At 49.6% G+C, this 24,794-nt stretch carries 18 protein-coding genes; 4 read left to right on the top strand and 14 right to left on the bottom strand.

Going from position 1 to position 24,794, the window contains the following annotated elements; translation table 11 throughout:
* Positions 1–80: 80 nt before the first annotated feature.
* Positions 81–1,541: an aminotransferase class I/II-fold pyridoxal phosphate-dependent enzyme gene (locus DWY63_RS01310; RefSeq protein WP_158554953.1), complete on the bottom strand. Its 1,461-nt coding sequence runs from the start codon at positions 1,539–1,541 to the stop codon at positions 81–83.
* 114 nt (positions 1,542–1,655) lie between these two features.
* Positions 1,656–2,720 carry a branched-chain amino acid aminotransferase gene (locus DWY63_RS01305; protein WP_117509070.1) on the bottom strand — a complete coding sequence of 355 codons (1,065 nt, stop codon included), beginning with the start codon at positions 2,718–2,720 and terminating at the stop codon, positions 1,656–1,658.
* Positions 2,721–2,998: 278 nt separating this feature from the next.
* Here DWY63_RS01305 and DWY63_RS01300 point away from each other — a divergent pair, with 278 nt between their 5' ends.
* The 3 genes from DWY63_RS01300 (at position 2,999) to DWY63_RS01290 (ending at position 7,692) form a co-directional block, all read left to right on the top strand.
* Positions 2,999–3,367 carry a DUF1292 domain-containing protein gene (locus tag DWY63_RS01300; protein WP_117509071.1) on the top strand — a complete coding sequence of 123 codons (369 nt, stop codon included), beginning with the start codon at positions 2,999–3,001 and terminating at the stop codon, positions 3,365–3,367.
* A 218-nt stretch (positions 3,368–3,585) separates the two neighbouring features.
* Positions 3,586–3,909 carry a helix-turn-helix domain-containing protein gene (locus DWY63_RS01295; protein WP_117800904.1) on the top strand — a complete coding sequence of 108 codons (324 nt, stop codon included), beginning with the start codon at positions 3,586–3,588 and terminating at the stop codon, positions 3,907–3,909.
* A gap of 189 nt (positions 3,910–4,098) precedes the next feature.
* Positions 4,099–7,692 (top strand): ABC transporter ATP-binding protein/permease, encoded by a 3,594-nt coding sequence (locus DWY63_RS01290; RefSeq protein WP_117800901.1) that lies wholly within the window; start codon positions 4,099–4,101, stop codon positions 7,690–7,692.
* 94 nt (positions 7,693–7,786) lie between these two features.
* On the opposite strand, the gene DWY63_RS01285 is transcribed toward DWY63_RS01290, so the two are convergent.
* From DWY63_RS01285 to DWY63_RS01235, 11 genes are all read right to left on the bottom strand, one after another.
* A complete protein-coding gene (locus tag DWY63_RS01285) occupies positions 7,787–9,097 on the bottom strand; it encodes a M18 family aminopeptidase (RefSeq protein ID WP_117800898.1) in 1,311 nt (436 codons plus the stop codon).
* Positions 9,098–9,337: 240 nt separating this feature from the next.
* Positions 9,338–11,263, bottom strand: a complete 1,926-nt coding sequence (locus DWY63_RS01280) for an ABC transporter ATP-binding protein (RefSeq protein WP_117800895.1) — start codon at positions 11,261–11,263, stop codon at positions 9,338–9,340.
* A gap of 3 nt (positions 11,264–11,266) precedes the next feature.
* A complete protein-coding gene (locus tag DWY63_RS01275) occupies positions 11,267–13,015 on the bottom strand; it encodes an ABC transporter ATP-binding protein (RefSeq protein ID WP_117760378.1) in 1,749 nt (582 codons plus the stop codon).
* Entirely contained in the window at positions 13,009–13,470 is a 462-nt protein-coding gene (locus DWY63_RS01270; protein ID WP_242991099.1) for a MarR family winged helix-turn-helix transcriptional regulator, read from the bottom strand. The genes DWY63_RS01275 and DWY63_RS01270 overlap by 7 nt, the downstream gene beginning before the upstream one ends.
* 236 nt (positions 13,471–13,706) lie before the next feature.
* Positions 13,707–15,494 carry a cobaltochelatase CobT-related protein gene (locus tag DWY63_RS01265; protein WP_117800892.1) on the bottom strand — a complete coding sequence of 596 codons (1,788 nt, stop codon included), beginning with the start codon at positions 15,492–15,494 and terminating at the stop codon, positions 13,707–13,709.
* Between the two features lie 11 nt (positions 15,495–15,505).
* Positions 15,506–16,417: an AAA family ATPase gene (locus DWY63_RS01260; RefSeq protein ID WP_117800888.1), complete on the bottom strand. Its 912-nt coding sequence runs from the start codon at positions 16,415–16,417 to the stop codon at positions 15,506–15,508.
* Positions 16,418–16,607: 190 nt separating this feature from the next.
* A complete protein-coding gene (locus DWY63_RS01255) occupies positions 16,608–18,065 on the bottom strand; it encodes a radical SAM protein (RefSeq protein ID WP_055226489.1) in 1,458 nt (485 codons plus the stop codon).
* 230 nt (positions 18,066–18,295) lie between these two features.
* A complete protein-coding gene (locus DWY63_RS01250; protein ID WP_117800885.1) occupies positions 18,296–18,754 on the bottom strand; it encodes a hypothetical protein in 459 nt (152 codons plus the stop codon).
* Between the two features lie 323 nt (positions 18,755–19,077).
* Complete coding sequence (aspS, locus tag DWY63_RS01245) at positions 19,078–20,412, bottom strand: aspartate--tRNA(Asn) ligase (protein ID WP_330415392.1); 1,335 nt, start codon at positions 20,410–20,412, stop codon at positions 19,078–19,080.
* A gap of 387 nt (positions 20,413–20,799) precedes the next feature.
* Positions 20,800–21,972: a metallophosphoesterase gene (locus tag DWY63_RS01240; protein WP_022463295.1), complete on the bottom strand. Its 1,173-nt coding sequence runs from the start codon at positions 21,970–21,972 to the stop codon at positions 20,800–20,802.
* 93 nt (positions 21,973–22,065) lie between these two features.
* Positions 22,066–22,866, bottom strand: a complete 801-nt coding sequence (locus tag DWY63_RS01235; protein ID WP_055218178.1) for a PHP-associated domain-containing protein — start codon at positions 22,864–22,866, stop codon at positions 22,066–22,068.
* A gap of 296 nt (positions 22,867–23,162) precedes the next feature.
* On the opposite strand from DWY63_RS01235, the gene DWY63_RS01230 reads away from it, so the two are divergent.
* Positions 23,163–24,185: a hypothetical protein gene (locus DWY63_RS01230; protein WP_117509079.1), complete on the top strand. Its 1,023-nt coding sequence runs from the start codon at positions 23,163–23,165 to the stop codon at positions 24,183–24,185.
* A gap of 21 nt (positions 24,186–24,206) precedes the next feature.
* Here DWY63_RS01230 and DWY63_RS01225 read toward each other — a convergent pair whose 3' ends face one another.
* A complete protein-coding gene (locus tag DWY63_RS01225; protein ID WP_055226495.1) occupies positions 24,207–24,755 on the bottom strand; it encodes a TetR/AcrR family transcriptional regulator C-terminal domain-containing protein in 549 nt (182 codons plus the stop codon).
* Between the last annotated feature and the right edge of the window lie 39 nt (positions 24,756–24,794).

The following is a 24,794-nucleotide window of genomic DNA, read 5'->3' as shown; positions in this document are numbered from 1 at the left end:
CGCAATTCATCTCCTTTTCCTGACAGTCTGTTCTCTGCGGTTTCTGTTGCAAAACGCTGGGAACCGACTTCCGTTTTCTTTTATTCCTCTTTCAGAACATACAGCACTTCCAGCGACGCATCCGACGGTCCGTGAAATTCGCAGCCGTCTGCTTTATACTGGCGCATCAGTTCCAACATTTCTCTGCTGTACCGCTCGCCCGGGCAGATGAGCGGGATTCCCGGCGGATATGGGGCTGCCATCTCGGCTGCAATTCGTCCTTCCGCTTCTGCAAACGGAACGGCTTCCTTCTCCGCAAAATATGCCTCGCGCGGTGTCTTTACCATCTCCGGCAGGCTGCGGAACAGCCACTGCTTTTCTGTAAACTTCGTCCGCCCCGTCGTTTTCCCGCTCTCTGCTGCCGAAATTCCTGCCAGCGCATCGATCAGCCGTGTGATATCTTCCTCGCTGTTTGCCCAGGTAATAACGCAGACCACGTTCTCCTCGTCGGCAAGCTCTGTACTGACGCGGTATTCCTCGTACAGACGCACCTGCAGATCGTAGCCGGAAATACCAAGTTCTCTTGCCGAGAATACAAGACGCGTCAGGTCGATCTTCCATACGCCGCACGTTCCTTCCATCTCGGTCCCAAGAACTTCGATTCCTTTGATCTTTGCAAGCTCCTGCCGCGCCCTCTGGCCGAGTTCCAGCGCGCGTTCCATTCGCTCTTTTCCGTGCAGCGCCATCCCGCGCCGCGCCGCATCGAGGGATGCCATCAGAAGGTAGGACGGCGATGTACTCTGTACCATCTGCAGATTGGCGGCCACTCTTGCCTCATCGAGACGGCCAGAACCGAGTGATAAGAAGGAGCTCTGTGTAAAGGAACCCGCCGTTTTGTGGATACTCTGCGCGCAGGCATCCGCACCACTTTCCAGTGCGCCGAGAGGAAGCTGTTCGGAAAAATAGAGGTGCGATCCATGTGCTTCATCGACAAGAAGCGCTGCGTTGTGGCAGTGACAGATTTCTGCGATCGCCTGCAGATCACTGCAAAGACCGTAGTACGTCGGGCTGACCAGAAGTACGGCTTTCGCATCCGGCGTTTCCGCGAAGGCTTTTTCGATCGTCTCCGGCGTTACGCCGCCCCACATCTGCCATTTCGTGCTGTACTCCGGCATCACATAAACCGGTGTGGCTCCGCTTAAAATCAGGCCCATCAGCACCGATTTGTGCACGTTTCGCGGAACAATGATTTTTTCGCCCTCTTTCACAGACGAAAGCACCATCGCCTCGTTGCCGCATGTTGTGCCGTTGACAAGAAAAAAAGTTTTTTTTGCCTTCCACGTTTCCGCCGCCAGTTTCTGCGCCTCTGCAATCACGCCCTCCGCGTGATGCAGATCGTCAAGCCCTTCTGCCTCCGAGAGGTCATACGCCGCAAGCGACGCTCCGTTTAACGTCTCATCCAGCCCGCGCTCAAACCGGTGTCCCGGAATACGGAAATAGGCCGGTGCTTCCTCCCGGAACTGTTGTAACGCCTCCACAAGAGGCATTCGATTCTGATCCATTCTGCTTTGTTTCCTTTCAAACGATTTCTGAATCTTTTTCTGAAGCGAAAGAATCCTCCCCGCACCGCTGTGCGGGAAGGACCCCCTTATCTGCATTTTTCTGTTTTATATGGTTTATTCTACCGGAGTAGTCCAGCCATATTTATCTTCCAGTTTACCCCACTGGATACCGGTCAGGGTATCGTACAGTTTCTGGGTCAGCTCACCGATCTTGAAGTCATTTACAACAACAGAATCGTCCTTGTATACAAATTCACCAACCGGAGATACAACTGCTGCTGTACCAGTACCAAATGCTTCTTCCAGTGTGCCGTCATGACCTGCTTTCATCAGATCGTCAACCGACAGATGTGTTTCGTTTACTTTATATCCCCAGTCTCTTAAGATATGGATCAGGGAATCACGGGTTACGCCCGGAAGAACAGTTCCTTCCAGCGGTGCGGTGTAGATTTCGCCGGCAATCTTGAACATGATGTTCATGGTTCCAACTTCCTCTACATATTTACGATGTACGCCGTCCAGCCACAGAACCTGGGTGCATCCCATCTTCTCTGCTTTTACCTGGCCTGCGATGGAACTTGCATAGTTACCGCCGCATTTTGTAAATCCTGTGCCACCTTTGACTGCACGAACATATTCATCCTCAACCAGGATCTTAACCGGGTTGATGCCCTCTGCATAGTATGCTCCAACCGGAGTGGTGATGATAACGAATTTGTAGGATTTTGCCATATGTACGCCAAGGCTTGCCTCAGTAGCGAACATGAACGGACGGATGTAAAGAGATGTACCTGGCTCAGACGGTACCCAGTCTTCCTGTGCTTTAACCAGTGCTTTGACAGCCTCTACAAACATCTCCTCCGGTACGCCCGGCATGCAGAGTCTCTCGTTGGATTTAATCATACGGCGTGCGTTCATTTCCGGACGGAACAGCTGGATCTTTCCTTCTGCTGTTCTGTAGGCTTTCAGTCCCTCGAACGTTTCCTGTGCATAGTGAAGTACCATGGTTGCAGGATCCATCGGGATTCCGCCGTACGGTACGATTGCTGCATCATGCCATCCCTGCTCTTTGTCCCAGTCCATGACAAACATATAGTCTGTAAAGTGTTTTCCGAATCCAAGATTTTTCTGATCCGGTTTTTCCTGTAAATGTTCTCTTTTTTCAAATCTGATATCCATTTTTTGCCTCCCCGGCAGTTGAGGATAAGTTTGTTCAGCTGCCTGTATATTTAGATTCAATAGTGATAGTATAAAACTGTACCCGAAAACAGTCAATAGAAAATACGACTAATTTTTCATTTTTTCGTTCTTATTTATTGTATCTTTTCCGTATTTTCCTGTATCAGCCGCATTTTTTCTGCTTTCCCGGCACAGCCATTGTGTTTTTTTCTATTATCTGTTAGAATGGCAGACAAGAACCTGATAAGACTTGAACACGAAAAAGGAAGGTAATACAAATGAGTGAAGAATTATTCAACAGCGCATCCTGCAGCGGAGACTGCGCAGACTGCGGCAGCGACTGCCAGGATCTGGATCAGCCGACTGTTACCCTGACACTGGACGACGATACCGAAGTAAAATGTGCCGTACTGACCATTTTCCCAGCTCCGAACCAGAAAGAGTACATCGCTCTTCTGCCGCTCGATGAAAACGGCGAGAACGAAGACGGCGAAGTTTATCTGTATCGTTACTACGAAGAGAACGGCCAGCCGAACCTCGACAACATCGATTCCGATGAAGAGTACGAAATTGCAGCAGACGCATTCGACGAGCTGATGGATACCGAGCAGTTCAACGAGATGGAAGAAAATTCCACCGAAGAGTAAGAATCACAGACTTTGAAACGATTGCAGAACCCGGCGGGAGACCTTATTTTCCTGCCGGGTTTTTCTCTCTTTTTCTCTCAAATTCCCATTATTTCTTATTTGTACAGCTTTTCTGCATCTCTCTTTAAGATCTGTTTCTATTCTTTTACAGACGTATAATATATGTGAGTAGCAATTTTCATGCCGCTACATTACATAGGAATACGAGGTATCTTTTTATGAGAGATAAAGATGTGATACAGCACATTCAGGATTTATGCCGCGAGCGCTCCTGGACTTATTACCGCCTTGCAAAAGAGGCAGACATTCCCTATTCTACCTTAAACAATATGGTAAACCGCACCAATATTCCAACCATCCCTACCCTGCAGAAGCTCTGCGACGCTTTCGGCATCACACTTGCCGATTTCTTTCTCGACGAGCCGGATGCCCTGCAGCTTACCGAAGGACAACAGGAAATCATTACGCTTTACAATAATCTTTCGCTGGAGAAAAAGAAAATCTTAAAGGCTTATATGAAAGGTCTTCTGATGGAAGTCTGACTTTTCCGGCATCATAAGTATCACAGATAAAGAAAGTTCCGTTTTTTGTTTTTCTGAAACAGAGGCGGAACTTTTTTTCTGTCGATAAACTTTTCTTAAATTTTTCTAAAGCCCGGGACTTTTCCCGTATTTCGTTGTAGAATAAAGGACAACTGTTCACATATTAATCACAGAAGGAGTTACCCTTTTATGCTACAGATTCAGCATATCAAAAAAGAATACCGGACCGGGACGCTGGTACAGAAAGCGCTCGACGATGTGTCCTTAAATTTGCGCGACAACGAGTTTGTCGCTATTTTAGGGCCGAGCGGTTCCGGAAAGACGACGCTTCTGAATATCATCGGCGGCCTCGACCGCTACGACAGCGGCGATCTGATCATCAACGGCATTTCCACGAAAAAGTATAAGGACCGCGACTGGGATTCCTACCGGAACCACACGATCGGCTTTGTCTTCCAGAGCTACAACCTGATCCCGCACCAGACCGTCCTTGCAAACGTAGAGCTGGCGCTTACCATTTCCGGTGTTTCCAAAGAAGTGCGGCGCAAAAAAGCAATCGCGGCACTTGAAAAGGTCGGTCTTGGAAAACAGCTCCACAAGCGGCCGAGCCAGATGTCCGGCGGTCAGATGCAGCGTGTCGCCATCGCCCGCGCTCTTGTCAATGACCCGGAAATTCTGCTTGCCGATGAGCCGACCGGCGCGCTCGATTCCGACACCAGTATTCAGGTCATGGACCTGCTGCAGGAAGTTGCCAAAGAACGCCTTGTCGTCATGGTCACACACAATCCGGAGCTCGCCGAGCTTTACGCCAACCGGATCGTCACCCTGCGTGACGGTGTGATCTGCTCCGACACGAACCCGTTTGAGCCGGATTCCGAAACCCTGCTTCCTCCCAAGCACAAAAACATGGGTAAATCGTCGATGTCCTTTCTGACGGCGCTCTCCTTAAGTTTTAATAACCTGCGCACCAAGAAAGCGCGGACCTTACTCACCTCGTTTGCCGGCTCGATCGGCATCATCGGCATTGCACTGATTCTGGCACTCTCCTCTGGTGTCAACGAGTATATTCAGAATATGGAAGAGGAAACTCTCTCCGAATATCCGCTTCAGATCCAGAGCACCGGCTTTGACCTCACTTCGATGATGGTCGGCTCACAGAATGCCGGCAAAGACGCAAAAGATTCCGGCAAAAAGAATGAAATCAAAGTCCAGGAAGTCGTGACCAACATGTTCTCCACCATGAACTCCAACGATCTCGCTTCCCTGAAAAAGTACCTTGACGGCGGTGCGGACGGCATTTCCGACTACACAAATGCCATCGAATATTCCTACTCCGTCACGCCGCAGATCTACCGCGAAGACGGCGATTCCATCCGCCAGGTGCACCCGGACCAGTCGTTCCGCTCGCTCGGCCTTGGCGCAAGCTCCAACAGCATCATGTCATCCATGATGAGCACCAACGTCTTTTACGAGATGCCGGACACCGCTTCCCTGTACGAGAACCAGTACGACTTAAAAGCCGGACACTGGCCGGAAAACTATAACGAATGTGTGCTTGTCCTCACTTCCGACGGCGGAATGAGTGATTTTCTGCTCTACACCCTGGGGCTCCGCGATGCACTCGAGCTGGATGAGATGGTCCGCCAGTTTTTAAATGAAGAAACCGTCGAGACCCCTTCCTCCATCGGCACGTATTCCTACGATGATATTCTCGGCACCACGTTCCGTCTTGTGAACAGCGCAGACTGCTACGAATACGACAGTCAGTATCAGGTCTGGAAAGATAAAAGCGACAATGAAGACTATATGAAAAAACTCGTTGCCAACGGCGAAAAGCTCACAATCACCGGTATTGTCCAGCCGTCCCCTGACTCTGCCGCCTCTGCCCTGACCGCCGGCATCAATTACCCGGCATCGCTGACCCGCCACGTTGTGGAGGAAGCAAAGAAATCCGAGATTGTGAAACAGCAGATGGCGGACTCCTCCATCGATGTCTTTACGAATCAGGAATTCGGCACCGTGGATCAGAACAGCGGTCTTGATATGGATTCCTTTATCACTGTCGATGAGGACAAGCTGCAGAACGCTTTCCAGTTCGACGATTCCGCACTCTCCGGTGCTTTTTCCGGTGATTCCATGAACCTTGATTTTTCCAGCGCCTTTGCGGACGCCGGAAGCAGCATGGATCTCGCGGGTGCGATTGACCTCAGTCAGATCTCTCTTAATTTCGACGGACTGCCGCAGCTTGATCTTGGCCAGATTTTATCCGGGCTTACTCTCAATGTCAGTGAAGACGGCATGCAGGAACTGGCTTCCAGCCTCATGGAGGGCTATCAGGGCTACGCCTCGGAGCACCCGGAGGCGGATTATTCCCATTTACAGGAGGATTTCGTCTCCTACATCAATTCCACGGAAGCACAGGAAATCCTGCGGCGCCACATCCAGACCATCATTGCAGACGGCGGCGGTGTTTCCATTACACAGGAACAGATCCAGGAACTCATTCAGCGGATCTTCAAAGGGTATCAGGCATACCTGATCAAGATGGGCTACACCGATCCGGAACAGTTTGATGCTTATCTTGCGGAGTATCTGCAGACCGAAGAAGCTGTTCAGATCATCAACGACTGGATTTCCGAGGTGATGCAGAACAACGGCAATATCGAAATTACATCCGACCAGCTCACTGCGCTTGCGACGGAGCTTTCTAACGGTTATCTCGCTTACGTGAAGGAGAACGGCCTGCCGGATCCGACGGAGATGGGCCAGCACTTTATCGCCTACCTGAACACGGCGGACGGCCAGCAGCGGCTGAACAGCGGTATCACAAAAATCGTCGATCTCGACGGACTGCAGTCCCAGGTTTCTTCTGCGCTCACAAACTACATGGCAGGCGTTATGGGAAGCTACTCCGCTTCTGTCGCCTCGGTTCTGCAGACACAGATCACTTCCGCGATGGAACAGATGATGACGCAGATGGCCTCTGCAATTCAGTCCGAGATGGAGCGCGCCATGACGCAGGTCGGTAATTCTCTGCAGGATTCGATGGGCGATGCCATGAAGATTGACACCGATGCCTTTGCAAGTGCCTTCCAGATGAATATGACTGAGGATGATATGAAGGAGCTCTTCGCTTCTCTTAGTTCTTCCGGCTCTTCCACCTATGAGGGCAATCTGCAGAAACTGGGCTACGCTGATTTTGACGAACCCTTTTCGATCAGCATTTACCCGAAAAACTTTGAGAGCAAGGAACACGTTGTCTCCATCCTCGACGGCTACAATGACACGATGGAAAAAGAAGGCAAAAACGAGCAGGTAATCTCGTACACCGATGTGGTCGGCACTCTGATGTCCTCCGTCACGGATATCGTCAACATCATCAGCTACGTGCTGATCGCTTTTGTCGGCATTTCCCTTGTGGTTTCCTCGATTATGATCGGCGTCATCACCTATATCAGTGTTCTGGAACGTAAGAAAGAGATCGGTATCCTGCGCGCGATCGGTGCTTCGAAACGCAATATTTCGCAGGTCTTCAATGCCGAAACCTTCATCATCGGACTCTGTGCAGGACTGATCGGCATCGGGCTCTCGCTGCTTCTGATGATTCCGGGCAACCTTCTGATCCACCATCTGGCGGATACGACGAAGGTCAGTGCTTCTCTTCCACTCGTCCCGGCGCTTGTTCTGATTGCACTCAGCGTCGTTCTGACCCTGATCGGCGGTCTGATTCCGTCGAAGAAAGCGGCAAAAAGCGATCCGGTTACGGCACTCCGGACAGAATAATCTGATCCTTAAAACACACTTTGCAAGTACGCAAAAAGCGGCCGGCAGAGGCTTTTCAAAAGTCCCGCCGGCCGCTTTTTTCTATCTTAAACTTTTATTTTTCTTCCAGAGAAAATCCATGCTCTGTCCGCACCAGTGTCGTCTCATAGAAGGTCTTTGCGAACTGCACCAGATAAGCAGTATCTTTGGCGCCTGCCGTCTCATACGGGGAATGCATCGCAAGCTGAGCCATTCCGATATCCACGCTTGTCACCGAGACAAGAGAGTTCAGAATTGCGCCAAGCGTGCTTCCGCCCGGAATGTCGGCGTGGTTTGCGAATACCTGGCACGGTACGCCGGCCTTCTCGCAGAGCATCTTTGTTACTGCCTCGGAAACGGCATCCGTTGTATATTTCTGGTTTGCGCTCTGTTTAATGACAACGCCCCCATTCATGTATACGCGGCTCTTCGGATCGTATTTCTCCGCATGCGCCGGGTGGAAGGCATGTGCATTGTCAGCAGAAACAAGGAAGCTTCCCGCAAGATCTCTGTGATATGCAATCGTGTCTTTTCCACAGGCTGCATTGATATGCTGCAGTGTCTCTGTCAGGAACGAAGAATCCGCACCCTGCTTTGTGAGGCTTCCTACCTCCTCATTGTCAAAGATTGCGCAGACATTGACCTGGCCTGTTGCCTTTGCGGCAAGAAAGCCCTTTAAGGAGCCAAACGCGCTCTGCAGGTCATCCAGACGCCCACTGGATAAAAACTCCCTGCTGGCACCCCAGATGGATCCTTCCACTCGGTTATACAGATAAAGCTCCATGGAGAGAATATCCTCTTTTGCGGTATCCGGCAGAAACAGCTCGTAAAAATGATCTTTCGCTGTCTCATCACCGAGAATCGGGAGCATGTCGGTCTGCACACTGTATTTGATTCCGTTGTTGATGTCACGATTCAGATGAATCGGCAGATTCGGGATCGTCACCAGATCTCGTCCGGCATCAACCAGCACGGATTTCACGCTGTTTCCGTCACGTACCACCATGCGGCCCGCCAGGGAAAGCGGACGGTCAAACCATGGGGAACGGATCATTCCGCCGTAGCCCTCCACGTTCAGGCGGGTATAATGACCATCCGTCACGAATGGGTCCTCTCCCTTTACTTTAAACGTCGGACAGTCGCTGTGGCTTGCGATGATCTGGTAGCTGGAAAATGCGCTCTCCGGGATCTGGAACGCAATCACCGAGGATTCATTTCTCGTCACATAATATTTTCCGCCCGGAACGAGACTCCATTCTTTTGTCTCCTCCAGTTTTGTATATCCATTTTCGTTCAGCAGATCGCCGGCTTCTTTTACCACATGAAACGGGCTTTTGCACCGCATGATAAAATCGAGCAGCTCCTGCGCTGTATTCAGGTATTCCATAGTTTTTCTCCTTTGCATATATTCAAACGCTTCTTCTATTTTATAAAATCCCGCTGTCTTTTTCAAGACCCAAAAACCTGTGGGAACTTACTGTATCACTCGCAATCATCATTTCGAAGCGGATATTCGCAATCCGCTTCGCTACTCGCACATAAAACCAGCCGCTGCTTCGCAAAAAAATCCCGCACAGACAGATTTTTATTTTCTGTCGTGCGGGACTTACTTTTTCCGTTTTTTCTGCTATGCGGAAACCTGATTTCCGGTATACAGCTGGTAATATTTTCCTTTCTGTTCCATCAGTTGATCATGGGTACCGCGCTCAATAATTTGTCCCTGCTCAAGAACCATGATACAATCGGCGTTTCGTACGGTGGACAGACGATGTGCGATAACAAAGGTTGTTCTTCCACTCATCAGCTTATCCATACCATCCTGAACAATGCGCTCGGTACGGGTATCGATGGAGCTTGTCGCCTCATCGAGAATCAGTACCGGCGGATCTGCAATGGCTGCACGCGCGATCGCAAGAAGCTGCCGCTGACCCTGGGACAGATTCGCACCGTCTCCGGTCAGCATTGTGTCATAGCCCTGCGGCAGACGCATAATGAATCCGTGCGCATTCGCCAGTTTTGCTGCTGCTACAACCTCATCCTCCGTCGCATCGAGCTTTCCGAAGGCAATATTTTCTCTTACCGTTCCCGTAAACAGATGTGTATCCTGCAAAACAATGCCAAGCGATCTTCTCAGGTCATCTTTTTTGATCTTTCCAATGTTGATCTCATCGTAACGGATCTTACCTTTCTGAATATCATAGAAGCGGTTGATCAGATTGGTAATGGTTGTCTTTCCGGCTCCGGTAGAACCGACAAACGCGATCTTCTGACCCGGCTCTGCAAACAGCGATACATCGTGCAAAACAATTTTATCCTGATTGTAGCCGAAATCAACATGTTCGAATACCACACGGCCCTGCAGCTCGCGGTAATCCACAGATCCATCTGCCTGGTGCGTATGCTTCCATGCCCATTTTCCGGTACGCTCTTTCGTCTCGGTGAGTTTTCCGTTTTCTTCCTTCGCATTGGCAAGCGTTACATACCCCTCATCCAGCTCCGGCTCTTCATCCATCAGTCGGAAAATACGTTCCGCTCCTGCAAGTGCCATAACAATTGCGTTCAGCTGCTGGCTGACCTGGTTGATCGGCATGTTAAAACTCTTGTTGAAGGTCAGAAAGCTTGCTAGACCACCGAGCGTAAAGCCACCGACGCTGCCAAGGGCAAGTGCACCGCCGACAATTGCACAGACAACATAGCTCATATTTCCAAGCTGTGCATTGATCGGTCCGATAACATTTGCAAACGCATTGGCATTGTAAGCACTCTCATACAGATTGTTATTAATTTCTTTGAATTTTTCGATATTCTCCTCTTCATGACAGAATACCTTGACAACCTTCTGGCCATCCATCATCTCTTCGATAAAGCCGTTGACTTTACCAAGATCCCTCTGCTGTTTTACAAAGAAATTTCCGGAAAATCCGGCCACCTTTTTTGTCACTCCCAGCATGATAGATACCATAACCAGCGTTGTAATCGTCAGCGGGATGTTCAGAATCAGCATACTGACAAAGACACTGACAATCGTGATTGCACTGTTGATGATCTGCGGGATACTCTGACTGATCATCTGACGCAGGGTATCAATATCATTTGTATAAATCGACATGATGTCGCCGTGCGCATGGGTATCAAAATATTTAATCGGCAGCTTTTCCATATTGCCGAACAGATCATTTCTCAGATTCCGCAGGGTTCCCTGGGATACATAAATCATGGTACGGTTCTGAACGAACGCAGCCACAATACCGATTCCGTAAAATCCGGCCACCCGCAAAATTGCGTGGAGCAGCGGGCCAAAATCCGGATCCGGCTGGGTCAGCATCGGCGTAATATAGCCGTCAATCAGCGTTTTCATAAACATCGTTCCCTGTACATTTGCCAGGACGTTGACAAAAATCGCAATGACAACAGCGATGCAGTGTACCGTATAATCCTTTAATACATATTTCATAATTCGGGTAAAGATCTTCATTGGGTTCTTGACCTGCGGTTTCACCCCTCTTGGAGGTCTTGCTCCCGGCCCCTTTACCTGCTGTACTCTCTCTGCCATTCCTTACTCACCTCTCTTTTCGTCAAAGTCTCCGCCGCCACCGGTCTGAGACTCATATACTTCGCGGTAAATTTCATTGGTTTTCAGTAATTCCTCATGGCTTCCAAAACCATTTACTTTTCCGTTCTCCATGACAATGATGCGGTCTGCGTCCTGCACACTGGAAATACGCTGTGCAATGATCAGCTTTGTCGTTTCAGGAATCTCGGTCAGGAATGCCTTCCGGATTTTTGCATCGGTTGCGGTATCGACAGCACTTGTACTGTCATCCAGAATCAGCACCTTTGGTTTCTTCAGCAGTGCTCTTGCGATACAGAGGCGCTGTTTCTGGCCGCCGGATACGTTGGATCCGCCCTGCTCGATGTAGGTGTTGTAGCCCTCCGGCATCCGGTCGATAAATTCATCGGCGCAGGCAAGACGGCAGACACGCTTGCACTCTTCTTCCGAAGCATTTTTATCACCCCATCGGAGGTTGTCGAGAATAGTACCGGAAAACAGCACATTTTTCTGTAAAACAACGGCTACTTCATTTCGCAGCGTTTCCATATCGTAGGAGCGGACATCCTTTCCGCCGACCTTAACGGATCCATCTGTTACATCATACAGACGGCTGATCAGGTTGACAAGACTTGTTTTCGCACTTCCGGTTCCACCGATAATACCGATTGTCTCACCCGATTGGATGGAAAGATTGATATCCGAAAGAACCGGCTCGCCGGCTCCTTTTTTGTAGTTGAAATAGACATGATCGAAGGTAATGCTTCCATCCGGAATCGAAAAGTCCGGATTCTCCGGATTATCGAGATCACTCTTCTCATTCAGGACTTCTGAAATACGGCGCGCACTTGCAAGGCTCATTGTGATCATAACGAATACCATGGAAAGCATCATAAGGCTCATCAGAATGTTCATGCAATAGGTCAGAAGGCTCATCAGTTCTCCGGTCGAAAGACTGCTTCCGACAATCATTTTGGCGCCGAGCCAGCTGATCAGAAGAATACAGCTGTACACGGTCAGCTGCATCAGCGGTGCATTAAAGGAAAGATTTTCTTCTGCTTTACAGAAAATTTTATAAATATTTTCGGACGCTTTGTGAAATTTTCCTGTCTCATAATCTTCGCGCACATACGCTTTTACCACACGGATTGCGGATACGTTTTCCTGCACACTCGCATTTAATTCATCATATTTTGGAAATGCCTGCTCGAAATATTTGGTTGCAGACCGCATGATCAGAAACAGACACGTTCCAAGAAGAATAACGGCCACCAGATAAATGCTCGCAAGGCGTGCATTGATGTAAAACGACATAATCATTGCAATGATCATACTCGCCGGTGCACGCATGCACATACGAAGGATCATCTGATATGCATTCTGCAGATTCGTCACATCTGTGGTCAGACGGGTGACAAGACCTGCTGTACTGAATTTGTCAATATTGGAAAAAGAATATTCCTGGATATTTTCAAACATGGCCTGACGCAGATTTTTTGCAAATCCGGCAGATGCCTTTGCTCCATATTTTCCGCCCATGATACCTGCAAACAGACCGATGGCTGCTGCCACTACCATGAATGCTCCCACCACGTAAATGTGATGGAGATCGCCTTTTTCTACACCGTTATCGATAATGGATGCCATCATAAGAGGAATGATCATCTCCATGATAACCTCCAGAATCATGAAAATCGGAGTGGCAATGGAGGCTTTTTTAAACTCTTTTACCTGTGCTCCAAGTGTTTTTAACATGATGTCTCTCCTAACATATTTTTTACGTTGTTTTTGACCTGATCGATGACACGGTAGAAAGTGTCAAGATCTTCTTTTGAAATTCCCGCAACCGTCTGTTCTTCCAGCATATCGATCATATCTTTCGTCTTCTCGTGAAGCTCTCTTCCGGTATCGGTCAGCACCAGTTTTTTCAGCCGCGCGTCATAGGGAACGGACTCCCGTTTGATGTAGCCCTTTTTCTCCATGAGCTTTAAAATGTTGGTCACGGTAGAGCGGCAGATCTTAAATTCCGCTTCAATATCTTTCTGGAAAATATCTTTGTGCTCGTTCCTGCACAGATAGCCCAAAATCCACCCGTGCATGGCGGTCAGTTCATCGACCCCCCGCTCTCTGGCGGCTGCCATCAGGTTCCGTGACATCATATTGTCCAGCGTCCGCAGTTCGTGGCCGATTTTTCTTTTTTTACAACACACGCTGCTTTTTTCCTCCTTTCCCCTTTGCTGCCGTCCCCATCTGTTCGTTATAAAACTGTTTGAATAAGGACTGTTCTATAAGCAACTGTTCTATAGATGACTGTTTCATATTAAACAGTTCGCTATAGAACATTCTAGGAGGTTTTGTGGGAAATGTCAACCTATTTGCGTAAAAAAATCGAAAAAAATGCTCCGGATAAAAGTTTTTCACTTTCCGCCCGGAGCATTCCGCTCGTTTATTCTTCGATTTTTCTTCTTAAATAGCTTCCCACCATATGGGAAAAGTTGCGGATATCGCGCGCATACGCGAAATCCTTGCCGAAAATCTTCTGCTCCGCCATAAGTTCCGTCTCCTCGCCTACAAAGACCCCAAGCACCGAGACACCCTGCTGCCTGAGGCGCCGCACCTCAGTTGCCGTGTCATGCAGTGCATAGTCATCCCGGTACGGCTTTGGATTTCTCGCATTCGGCCGGTTCACCAGCACATCGTACGGCTTTCCGTCGCTTAAGAGGATCAGCAGCTTCCGGTCCTCCTGGCGTTTTAAAAGATCCATCCCCGCCGCCTTGACAGCAAGCCCGTCGCGGTTGTTTGAGGATGTGATATACTCAAAAATATTGCTGTTCTTCTCCCGCGGATCGTCGTAATCGCGCATCCGGTGCAGGATCGTGTAATCCCAGAACGTACAGAAGCTCATCACGCGGAACGGGATGTGCAGGCGGCTTAAGGTCTCCGCCAGAATGTACGTCTGCAGTGTCACATTCTCCTGGCGCGGCCGCTGGGAACCGCTCGCATCTACGAGAATATCCACGACAAAATCCAGCGAATTCCGCCGCTGCTCCAGCCGGAACAGATCCGCATTCTGGCTCCGTCCCACCTTCCACATCCGCGCGGGCTGTAAAATTCCGTGGTCTGCATCCGCAAACGACTGATCCTCCTGCAGCAGCATCGCTTTTTTCAGTTCCTGATACAGCAGCGAAATGTTCTGCCGCACCGCGCGGTGCTGGTCGTAATAGGCATGAAGGTTTTTATCCTTCTGCTTCTGCGCGTAGGAGAGCTGATAATACTTTCCGACCGGATTTTTCAGCACACCCTCCGTGTAATAGAGGCTGCAGTCGCTGTGGATGCCGCGGCAGAGCTGGTAATTCCGGCTTTTCTCCTCACTCTCCGAGAGCCACGTTTTTCCGTAATTGCGCTGAATGTACTGATACATCCGTGCCAGCGCTTTCTCATCGCCGACAACGACCTTTTTGGTATCGCTTCCCGCTGTTTTTTCTTTCTTCTCTTCCGCCTCTTTTGATGTGAAATTTGTCATATCAAGCGAAACTCGCTCCAGATATGTCTCGAGCCCGTCCTCATACAGCTCTTCCGAAAGGAAATCCTTCCAGGAATACTCGGTGAGCTCCTCGATCGTTACCGCAAGAACCGAGGCAAGATCACCGTGCTTTTTCACAAATGCGGGATCGACAACCTTATTGTACAGCTCGTCCGTCACCCGGATCAGTTCCATTGTATCCGCTGTTTCGGGTGCGTGCTTCAGCAGCTCCATCCACTCCCTCGTTTTTCCCGAGTATGAAGGGCTTTTCCCCTCGTCCTCTTCTCTTCTTCCGCGCAGATACTCCAGTTTCAGGCGGCCTGTCTCATTTTTGGATAAAGATTCAAACGAGTGGTCCAGTATTTCCTCCGCTGCTCTCCTTCGAAAGCCCTTGACACCGGGGCGCTCGCTTTCGAGCCGCTTCGATACGGCCTCCTCCGTCACCAGCTGGGCGAGCATCATCAGTTCTCCCTCCGCTGCGCCGCTGTAAACCTTCTTCACCAGATACAGGCTGTAGGCTTCCCGATCAAAGTAACACGAAAAGGCGCCCTGGCGGATTGTGTCGTACAGTACCGTATCCGGCTCCTTCGCATACCGCTCCACATCCGGGTTCAGCTTCAGCGTGTAGTCGCCGCTGACAGTCCAGACGAGATTGCGGATCCGGCTTTCCAGCTCCATCTCATGCGTTTTTAATGTTTCCTCTGTCACCATACGTATTTCCTCTAAAAAATATCCTGCGGCGTCCACTCTTCCGGAATCCGCGTGCGCACGACATCCCGCACGATCTCTTTTTCAAACAGGTCAAAGCATTTATTGACAATGCCGATCTGCACCGCAAGATACGGGGACAGCCCCTGGCGCATCGTGCCGATCGCTCCGAACAGACCGCGGAGGTCGAGCGCGCGCGTGGTGATTTCCGCCTGTTTTGCCTTTTTCTGCAGATCGAGGTAAAGGCCGGCCAGCGCTTCGCGTGCCGCCGGTTTCAGATCCGGGAATTTTGACTGCATCAAATAAAACAGTGTCTCTTCTGTAAGCGGCGGCATGTCAATCACCAGAAAGCGGGACACCAGCGCTTCATTCAGCTCCCTCGTTCCCGCATAGCCGTAATTCATCGTTCCGATCATCCGCGCCGCCGGGTGAAGCGGAATTTTATCGTAGCCCGGCACATCGATGATGCGGCGGTAGTCGAGTGCGGCATGAAGAACACTGACCGCATCGTTTTTCGCCATGTTGATCTCATCGAGAATGCCAAAACCGCCTTCCTCTGCACAGCGGTAAATGCTGCCTTTCCGGAGTGTGACCTCCTGGTTCTGGAACGTATCGGTTCCGATCAGCTCGGCGCTTCCTGTGTTTACATGGAAGGAAACGTTGTACGTCGGTCTTCCGAAAACATACGCCAGTGTCTCTGCCAGCACGTTTTTTCCCGTTGCCTTCTCGCCGGTCAGCAGCAGATTTTCGCCCTGCAGCAGCGCGGCAATTGCCATCTCCAGAATCTCTTTTCCGAAAAACGGGATTTCCGGCGTGCTCATGCGGTTCTCTAAGCCCTCCGCCACCGGATAGCTCTCGCGGAATTTCCGCACACTCTCAATTAACGCCCCGCTTACGCCCTGTTCCTGTAAAAATGAATCATTCATCTTCTATTTTTTAATCCTCTCTGTCGTTAAAATATCTTTTTGCTTCTACCAGTATACGGGATCTGCCTTTTTTCTGCAAGACCTGTCGGACTTAGATTGAATTGGATTGAAACATAAAGACACCGGAAAACAGGCTTTATCCCGTTTCCCGGCGTCTTATTTCTGTCATTGATTCAGTTCATGCATCGCATTATCCGCGGATTCCGGAAAGAATCTCCTCTGTGGAAGCTTTTGCCTCCTCGTCCAGGTTCTCTTTCTTATAGTTCTCATATCTCTGTTTGTGATGCGGATTCTCTGCCCACAGCTCGTCTGCGGCTTTTTTCCACTCAGCAGCATACAGATCACATTTTCCGCACAGATGCTCTGCGCTCTCCGGAGACTGCAGGTCGGTTGACTTCGCGCCGGTCTTCTCTACCATCTCACGCAGCAGTTCCGGATTTTCGAGCATCGGACATGGACGCAGGTGGTTGCGGTTGAACGGCTGTCCATCGCGGTATGCCTGGAACAGCGGCTGCTGCAGTGCTTCGATCAGGGAAACTTCGTTGATGTTGGCGCCGGAGTAATGGATGAAAACACACGGCTCCACATCGCCGTTTGCATTGATATGGCAGTAGTTTCTTCCTCCTGCGATACAGCCTCCGACAAACTCACCGTCGTTCTGGAAGTCCATAACAAAGATCTGTTTGTCACTCTTATCGGAACGGATCTCACGCAGTCTGTGATAGATATATTTTCTCTGCTCAACCGTCGGCATCAGCTCCGGTGCAGCGTCCATGCCGACCGGCATGAAGTGGAAATACCAGCTGTAACGGCATCCGTGCTCGATCAAAAGATCCAGGAACTCGTCACTTGTAACGGTCTCGAGGTTTGCTCTTGTGTAGCAGATGGAAGTACCAAAAAGCAGACCGTGTTTTTTCATCAGATCCATGGCTGCCAGAACTTTATCGAAAATACCCTCGCCGCGGCGTCCGTCGTTGACCTCCTCGAAGCCTTCCAGAGACAGGGAGAAGGAGATATTGCCGAGCTTCTGAACCGCCTCACAGAACTCCTCGTCGATCAGGGTTCCATTGGTGAAGCAGTGGAATTCACAGTCATGATGCTCTTCTGCCAGACGCAGGATGTCTTTTTTGCGCACAAGCGGTTCGCCGCCGGTGAACATGTAGAAGTAGGTTCCCAGCTCTTTTCCCTGGCTTATGATATCAGAAAGTTTCTCATAGGAAAGATTCAGCTTGTGGCCGTATTCTGCTGCCCAGCATCCGGTGCAGTGCAGGTTACAGGCACTTGTCGGGTCCATCAGCATCGTCCATGGGATGTTGCAGTTGTATTTTTCACGGTTCATACGGATCTGTTTCGTTCCGACGAAAGCTGCCTGGAATCCCAGGTTCAAAGCAGTCATTTTGATCACCTGCGGATCCAGCTCGTCCAGTCCGCGGTTGACATACTGTACCCATTTGTTGTCCGGATTCTGCAGCATGGTGCGGATATTGTCGAACGTTTTCTCCGCAAACATATTTCCGGTAAATTTCTGTACAAAATCCGTCAGATTCAGCAGTGCTTTTGTTCTGTCATCTCCGTGGTTCACATATTTTAAAACACCATCGATCGCAGCGCCTGCAGCGGCTCTTTCTACTTTCATTTTTGCATCCATTGTTCACGATCTCCTTTGTAATAGTTTAATATTTTCGCCCGGAATTGATCTGGTTTTGAATACCACATCCTGGCTTTTTCCCATTATATTCTCCATATTTGGAAAATACAACCCAAAATTTCCTCGTTTTGGACATATCAAAAAAAGTGTCCCACGAGGGAACACTTTTTCCTGTTTTTCTCTTTCTGTTATGTTTCACATTGCATTTTCGGATTCACACAGGGCATTTCCTAATTTTCGATCAGAACCGCACGGATCGGGCCGCCGTATTGGTGTTTCTTTTGGATCGGCGCAGCCACGAGAAAATAATGACCAGAGGTCACTTTCTCCAGATTCAGATTTTCAACAATCACCGTGCCTTTTTTCAGCAGCTGCTGATGAACATCATTCCCTGATGTCTCATTTCCGACGGTTTCCTGCTCCACACCGAGTAGCACCAGTTTTTTCTCTGCCAGGTAATCTGCCCCATCGCGTGTAATCTGCGCATCGCCGCGGATCAGGAGACGTTCACAGTCTTCTTCCATGACCTCCTCGAGCACTTCTCTTGTCACTTTTCCCTCAAGCTCCGCCACCTGACAGATGCCAAGTGACCGGTCGAGCGTCGTCTGCGCCGTTCCTTCCTCCGTCATCAGATGACGCGGCGCGTCCATTGCGGAAAACTGCTCTCCGGAAATGTCATATAATTTCATATTTTCCTATCCTCAAACCGGGAAACTCCCGTCTTTCTTTTTTCCAATATTTGCCGATACTGCCAGATTCTGCCGGCAGCCAAACCTTGTTTAGTATAGCCTATTTTCGGACGCTTTACAAGGCTCATTTCTGCAAAAATTCTGACTTTTATACAGCAATCCTATCTGCAATAAACAATTTGTCATTTTCACTCCCCTGATGTATAACAGAAATATCCAAACGGTTACGCTATCTTTCAAAAGGGAGGGAAATCTTATGAAACTCCGGCTAAGCCCGTGGATCTGCGCCACGGCTTCGCCGGAGTTTTTTACACTCTTCTGGTTTACGGAATCAGACGGTGAATGTCTCTTGGAAACAGGGATGCGTTCCGCACATTTTCAAATCCGAGAAGCCGTGCCGTAAACCGCTCCAGCCCAAGACCGAGGCCGCCGTGCGGGGGCATGCCGCAGCGGTGCATCATTAGATAGCTCTCAAACGCTTCAACATGCATGCCGCGGCTTTCGAGCTTTTCCACCTGCTCCCGGTAATTGTGGATGCGCTGGCCGCCGGTCGTCACCTCAAGGCCGCGGAACAGAAGGTCAAAGCTTTCCGTCTCTGCCGGATTTTCTCTGCTGTCCATCGCGTAGAACGGGCGCTTGGCGCTTGGATAATGTGTCACAAATACGAAGTCACTGCCTGTCGTTTTCTTCACGTATTCGCACAGCAGTTTTTCCTCCTCCGGTTCAAAGTCCAGTTTCTCCGAAAAGGCTCTTTTGTATACGCGGCTCACCAGCTCTTTCGCCTCGGAAAAACGGATTCTCGGAATCTCCGTGATCACCGGCACCTCTGCTTTTAAAAGCGAAAGCTCCGCTCCGCATGTCTCCTGCAGCCGTCCAAATGTGTACCGCAGCATTTCCTGCTCCATCGCCATGATGTCCTCAAAATTCTCGATATAGCCCATCTCAAAGTCCACGCTTGTATATTCGTTCAGATGACGCGCCGTGTCGTGCTTCTCCGCCCGGAAGACCGGTGCGATCTCGTAGACACGCTCGAAGACGCCGACCATCATCTGCTTGTAAAACTGCGGGCTCTGCGCCAGATATGCCTGTTCGCCGAAATACGACAGGGAGAAGATATTAGCTCCGCCCTCGGCTCCCGCTGCTACGAGCTTCGGTGTGTGGATTTCGGTGAAGTGCTGTCCATCCAGAAATTCGCGGAACGCCTGACAGATCCTGGCCTGAGTCTGGAAAACCGCGCGCTCTTTTTCATTTCGCAGCGTGATGGGCCGGTAGTCCAGCAGGTTCTCGATGGAAGTGTTGACCCGCTTCTGGTTGATGACAACCGGCGGTACTTCTTCCGGCTCGGAGAGGATTTCCACGTCTAACAGATGCAGGTCATACCCGCTTCTGGAACGCTCTTCACGGATCACCTCCGCGGTAAACCGGACACACGCCTCTTCTTTTAATTCCTCCAATGCAAACCGGGCATACGCCGGCTCGTACACGCACTGCACCATCTGCCGTTTCGTCCGAAGCAGCACAAATGCAAATGAGCTCATTTTTCGGATTTTGTAAATGCTTCCATGCAGCCGCACGATTTCGCCGATGTGTGCTCCTAACTGCTCTGCTTCGAGTTCCTCTGTTTTTCTTACTTTTACGGTATTCATTTCTGTCTTCATAGTCTTTTCTGCCTTTCTGTTCTGATTTTTCTTTATCGCCGCAAAATCAGCAGAAAATCCATATGGACATAATCTGTATGTCCCATACGATCACAACCCTTCTCTGATGTAAATTTCAAGTCATTCCCGCATGGATAAAAAATGGCAAAGAAAAACCACACGGGGTATTTCTTTTTCTCCCGGTGTGGTTTCCCTTTGCCTTATCTTCCACACAGGTACAACACAATCAGCGCCTGTACCTGTGAAGTATAGTAGTCTTCACTTTGATACAAGCGCTATCAATCGTCGTCCCTGTGCATCTGTACGCTGTGCATCTCGTTCATCGTTGATAACCTCTGTTTCGTAGTTTTGTTGTATTATAATTCTGCGTTCCGGTTTTGTCAACCCTTATTTTCCGTAATCGATGATCACCACTTCCGCTTTCGTCCCGATCCGCATCGGCGGTCCCCAGAGACCCACGCCGGATGTGACGATGCTGTACATGTCTCCGACTTTCTTCATCCCGCAGGCATTCTCCCACATCAGGCCGGTAAGGATATTGCCTGGGAAGAGCTGTCCGTCGTGCGTATGGCCGCCAAGATCAAGGTCTGCGCCTGCCTCTGCCAGCTCGGTCAGCTCCGACGGCTGGTGGTCAATCACAAAAACTGGAAGCGACTGGTCCAGTCCGGTAAGTAGTTCGGACGGCGTGTCGCGTGTCTCCTGCGTTTTGCGGATCCGGTCGGGATCTTTTCGGCCCGCCAGATAAAAGGCATCATCGATACAGACCACATCATCCTCCAGCAGATGAATCTTCGCGCGGTCCAGAAACTCACCGAACCGGCGGTCGGCGATGCGCTCCTCCTTCGTCTCAAACGTAAAGCCCGCGAGAATCTTCTCATCGAGATCGTGGTTGCCGTAGCAGGCGTACGTGCCGTACCGGCTCTTTAAGCCCGCCAGAAGATCCGCCACGCGGTCCGGCTCATAGATGGCATCGTACTCATTATCAAAAATATCCCCGGCAATCACAACGACATCCGGCTCCTCAGCATTGATTTTTTCCACCATCTCTTCCATCTGATGACTGCCGATGCTGTACCCCAGATGAAGATCTGCGACGAGCGCAATTTTCAGATGTGCATCCTTTTTCGATGGAACCTCATATCGTGTCGTGTAAATATGGACTGCATGCACCATTCCGTAGATGCACATTCCCGTCACAAAAAGGATCGCGCCAAGGCCGACCGCTTTCAATCCCATCGGAGAATACAGCCAAGTTTTCGTCAGTGCCGTATGCGCAAAAATGAAGCGCAGCAGCACCAGAATCGCGGTGAAGCCAAGAAAATACAGATACATGCCAAGCCAGCAGTTGCTGATGACCTTTAAAATCCGGTGAACGGGATCTCTTTTGATCAGAAAGCTCGTCAGCAGGGAAAGTGCAAAAAATGCATACAGCACCAAAATGACACCCAGCACGGCCGGATGGCGGAACAAAGGATGCACCTCCTTCATCCACCGCAGCAGCCAGTAGGCGGTAAATACATTTGCCAGTATGTAGACCGGCGCAAGAAATATTGCAAGCATACGTATGTTTCCTCTCTTTTTCGATTCAAATACAGGGCAGGAAAAAGCGTGCCGAACGAAACGTTTCCGGCACGCTTTTTTGCCAGGCATTCATCAGAGTTTTTTCTCTATGATATCAAACAGCTCACGTCTCCGCTTCCGCCAGCGCCAGCCATTTGCAAGTTTGTTGTAGAAATAGAACGAATCCACAAGCACCATGTTCAGGCGGCCGATCCGGTCTTTCGTCGTTCCGTTGTAATGTTCGCCGCCGCATTCGATCTGCGGGCACGTTTTTACGTAGGCGATCAGATCATCCTCACTTCTGATAGTATCCGGCAGCTCGGTATACGCTTTTCCGATGCAGTCCAGCCGGTGCGCATCGCTTCCGCCAAAGCCGGGCTTATTGAATTTCTCCGCCAGCCGTTTCGCTTTTGCGTTCGTCTCCGCGCTCTCACACGCATTGAAAATTTCAACAAAATCGAACTGCGGGAGAAGCTGGGCAATCCGCTGCTGATACTTTTTCTTCCGTTCATTCGTGCTGATCATGCTCATAAATTTTTCGCCGTACGGATGCGCCGGTCCTAAAATTCCGCCGTACGCATGGACGATCTTGACAAGGATCGATCCCGGCAGGCCGCGCAGCTCCAGAATTTTTAATTTTACGCCGAACGGCATAATCACAAGAATGTGGCCGCAGTCGCACGTATCGTACTCAACACCTTTTAATACCACAAAATCCTGGTGTGCTCTTCCCTTGATGGCATTCTTCCACTCGCGGTATCCGTCATAGGAATCGTGGTCGGATACCAACATTCCTCCAAATCCTTTTCGTTTCAGTGTTCGGATGTACTCCTCAATCATGACTTTTCCATCCATCGAACCCTCTTTTGTGTGGCAGTGCATATCAAATTTCATGCAAAACGCCTCCTTTTATCTTCCATGTTCGAAAACCATTTCGTTTTTCCTATTTTTCTGGAATTGTTTCGGATGGTTCCGCCGCGTTTTTGGCGCGGCAGAATCGATAGTTTGTACCATCTAACTTTATTTTACCACTTTTTCCACAAAAGAAAAAGAAATTTCTTCTGAAGATCTGGTAAATTTTCCTTAAGGAATGGAGTTTTTAGACAATTCCTGTTCTTTGTCCCTGTTTTTACCGTGTTCTTTTTGCTATGATAAAAACAGCTTATTTTACTTGATCGGAGGAACACATTATGAATTCACAGGACATCACCCGCGCACTGATCGACACAACAGTTGCACGCGCGATGGTGGAGATGGACGCAGATCCGAAACGCAGCGTCCGCAAGCTCTGCGATCTTGGCCGCCAATTTTCCCGCGGCCGCTTTCAGAATCAGATTTTTGCCATTTTTCAGGATCTTCTGCGCAACGATGAAAGCCCGTATTATCAGGCGATCGACTTTCTGCTGCGCAGCAACGATCCGGAAGCGCTTCGTCAGTTCGGCATCAACATCGGCTACAACAGTTTTACCTACGGTGCGCAGATTCTGCGCCAGAAGCAGAAAGAACTTTCCTTTGCTGTTCCCTGGGTTGTCAAGCTCCGTCTCGACAGCCGCATCCCGGACACTTATGATTCCTCGTTTTTTGCATCCGTGGTCAGAACCGGTCTGACATACGGCATCTACTCTTATCAGCTCCGCTCCATGGATCATCATGAGGATATGGAATCCTACCTTGCCGTCATCCAGTCGCATCCGGAATGCGCGTTTCTCTGGTTTCTTTCCGATACGCCGCTTACCGAAAAACAGCAGAAACTGCTTTTATCCTGCCCGAACCTGATGGTTTCTCTTCCAATTGATGCCCCCTCAACGGCTTCCATGGCAAAAGCCCTGCGCCATCAGAAAACGCTGTTCGGTATGCACAAAGTCTATCAGGATGCAGATGCTGCCGCTTATCTGCTCTCTTTTGACCACCTGTATTCCCAGATGGAACAGAGTGTCTTTTTCTTTCTGGTCGCAGATGATTCGTGCTCAAAAGAAAGTATCCGGGCTGTTTCCGATGTTGTTCAACAGTACCGCTTCACCCCCATACAGCCATTCTTCCCGATCGAAGTGCAGGAAGACTCCCGCAAAATTGAGCAGATTATCACCGCCCATCCGGCGTATCTGCTGCTTCTGCCGGATCACATGGCCCGCACACTCGATACGCCCACCGTTTCCTTTGAAGAGTTGTCTCTTCGGAATATATTTTACCGTGAACTGCTCGCAGATGCATAAAAGTACAGCCAAAGCGGAATTTTATTTCTTTGGTTCCGCTTTGGCTGCTATTTTTTCTGATGATCTATATATCACTTCTTTCAGTTCTTCGACAAACGTTTCCGGTTCCAGCTCGCTTTCCATGGAAAACCAGCGCAGAACCGCGGTCAGGAAGGCATCACAGAAGAACGTTACAAACAGTTTCTGATTCTGTACCTGAAAGAGATCCTGTACAAAAAACGCCATGACCGGCTCGAGCATCTCGTAAAAGTAATCCTTAAAACTGTTCTGCCCTTCGATCCTCAGGGCACTCTGGTAAAATGCTTTATTCTGATAGAAAATATTGCAGACCGCCACCAGCACATCCCATTCATTCTCAAAGTTCTTTCCGCCCATGTTTGTCAGAAAGTCCACATAAAAGATCCAGTTTACCAGATCGTATTTATCTTTAAAATGATAATAAAAGCTTTTCCGGTTCAGACCGCATTCCTCGCAGAGATCTGAAATACTGATTTTTGCAAAAGACTTGCGTACCATCAATTTTTTCATTGCATCTGCAAGCGCACTCTTTGTACTGTTGGAATCCGCCATCTCTTCTCTCCCTCTCTTTTCGACCGTTTGTGCTATTAT

The sequence above is a fragment of the Blautia sp. AF26-2 genome (assembly GCF_003460955.1).
In the GTDB taxonomy this organism is placed as follows: domain Bacteria; phylum Bacillota; class Clostridia; order Lachnospirales; family Lachnospiraceae; genus Fusicatenibacter; species Fusicatenibacter saccharivorans.
This window is presented reverse-complemented; position numbering and strand designations above follow the sequence as displayed.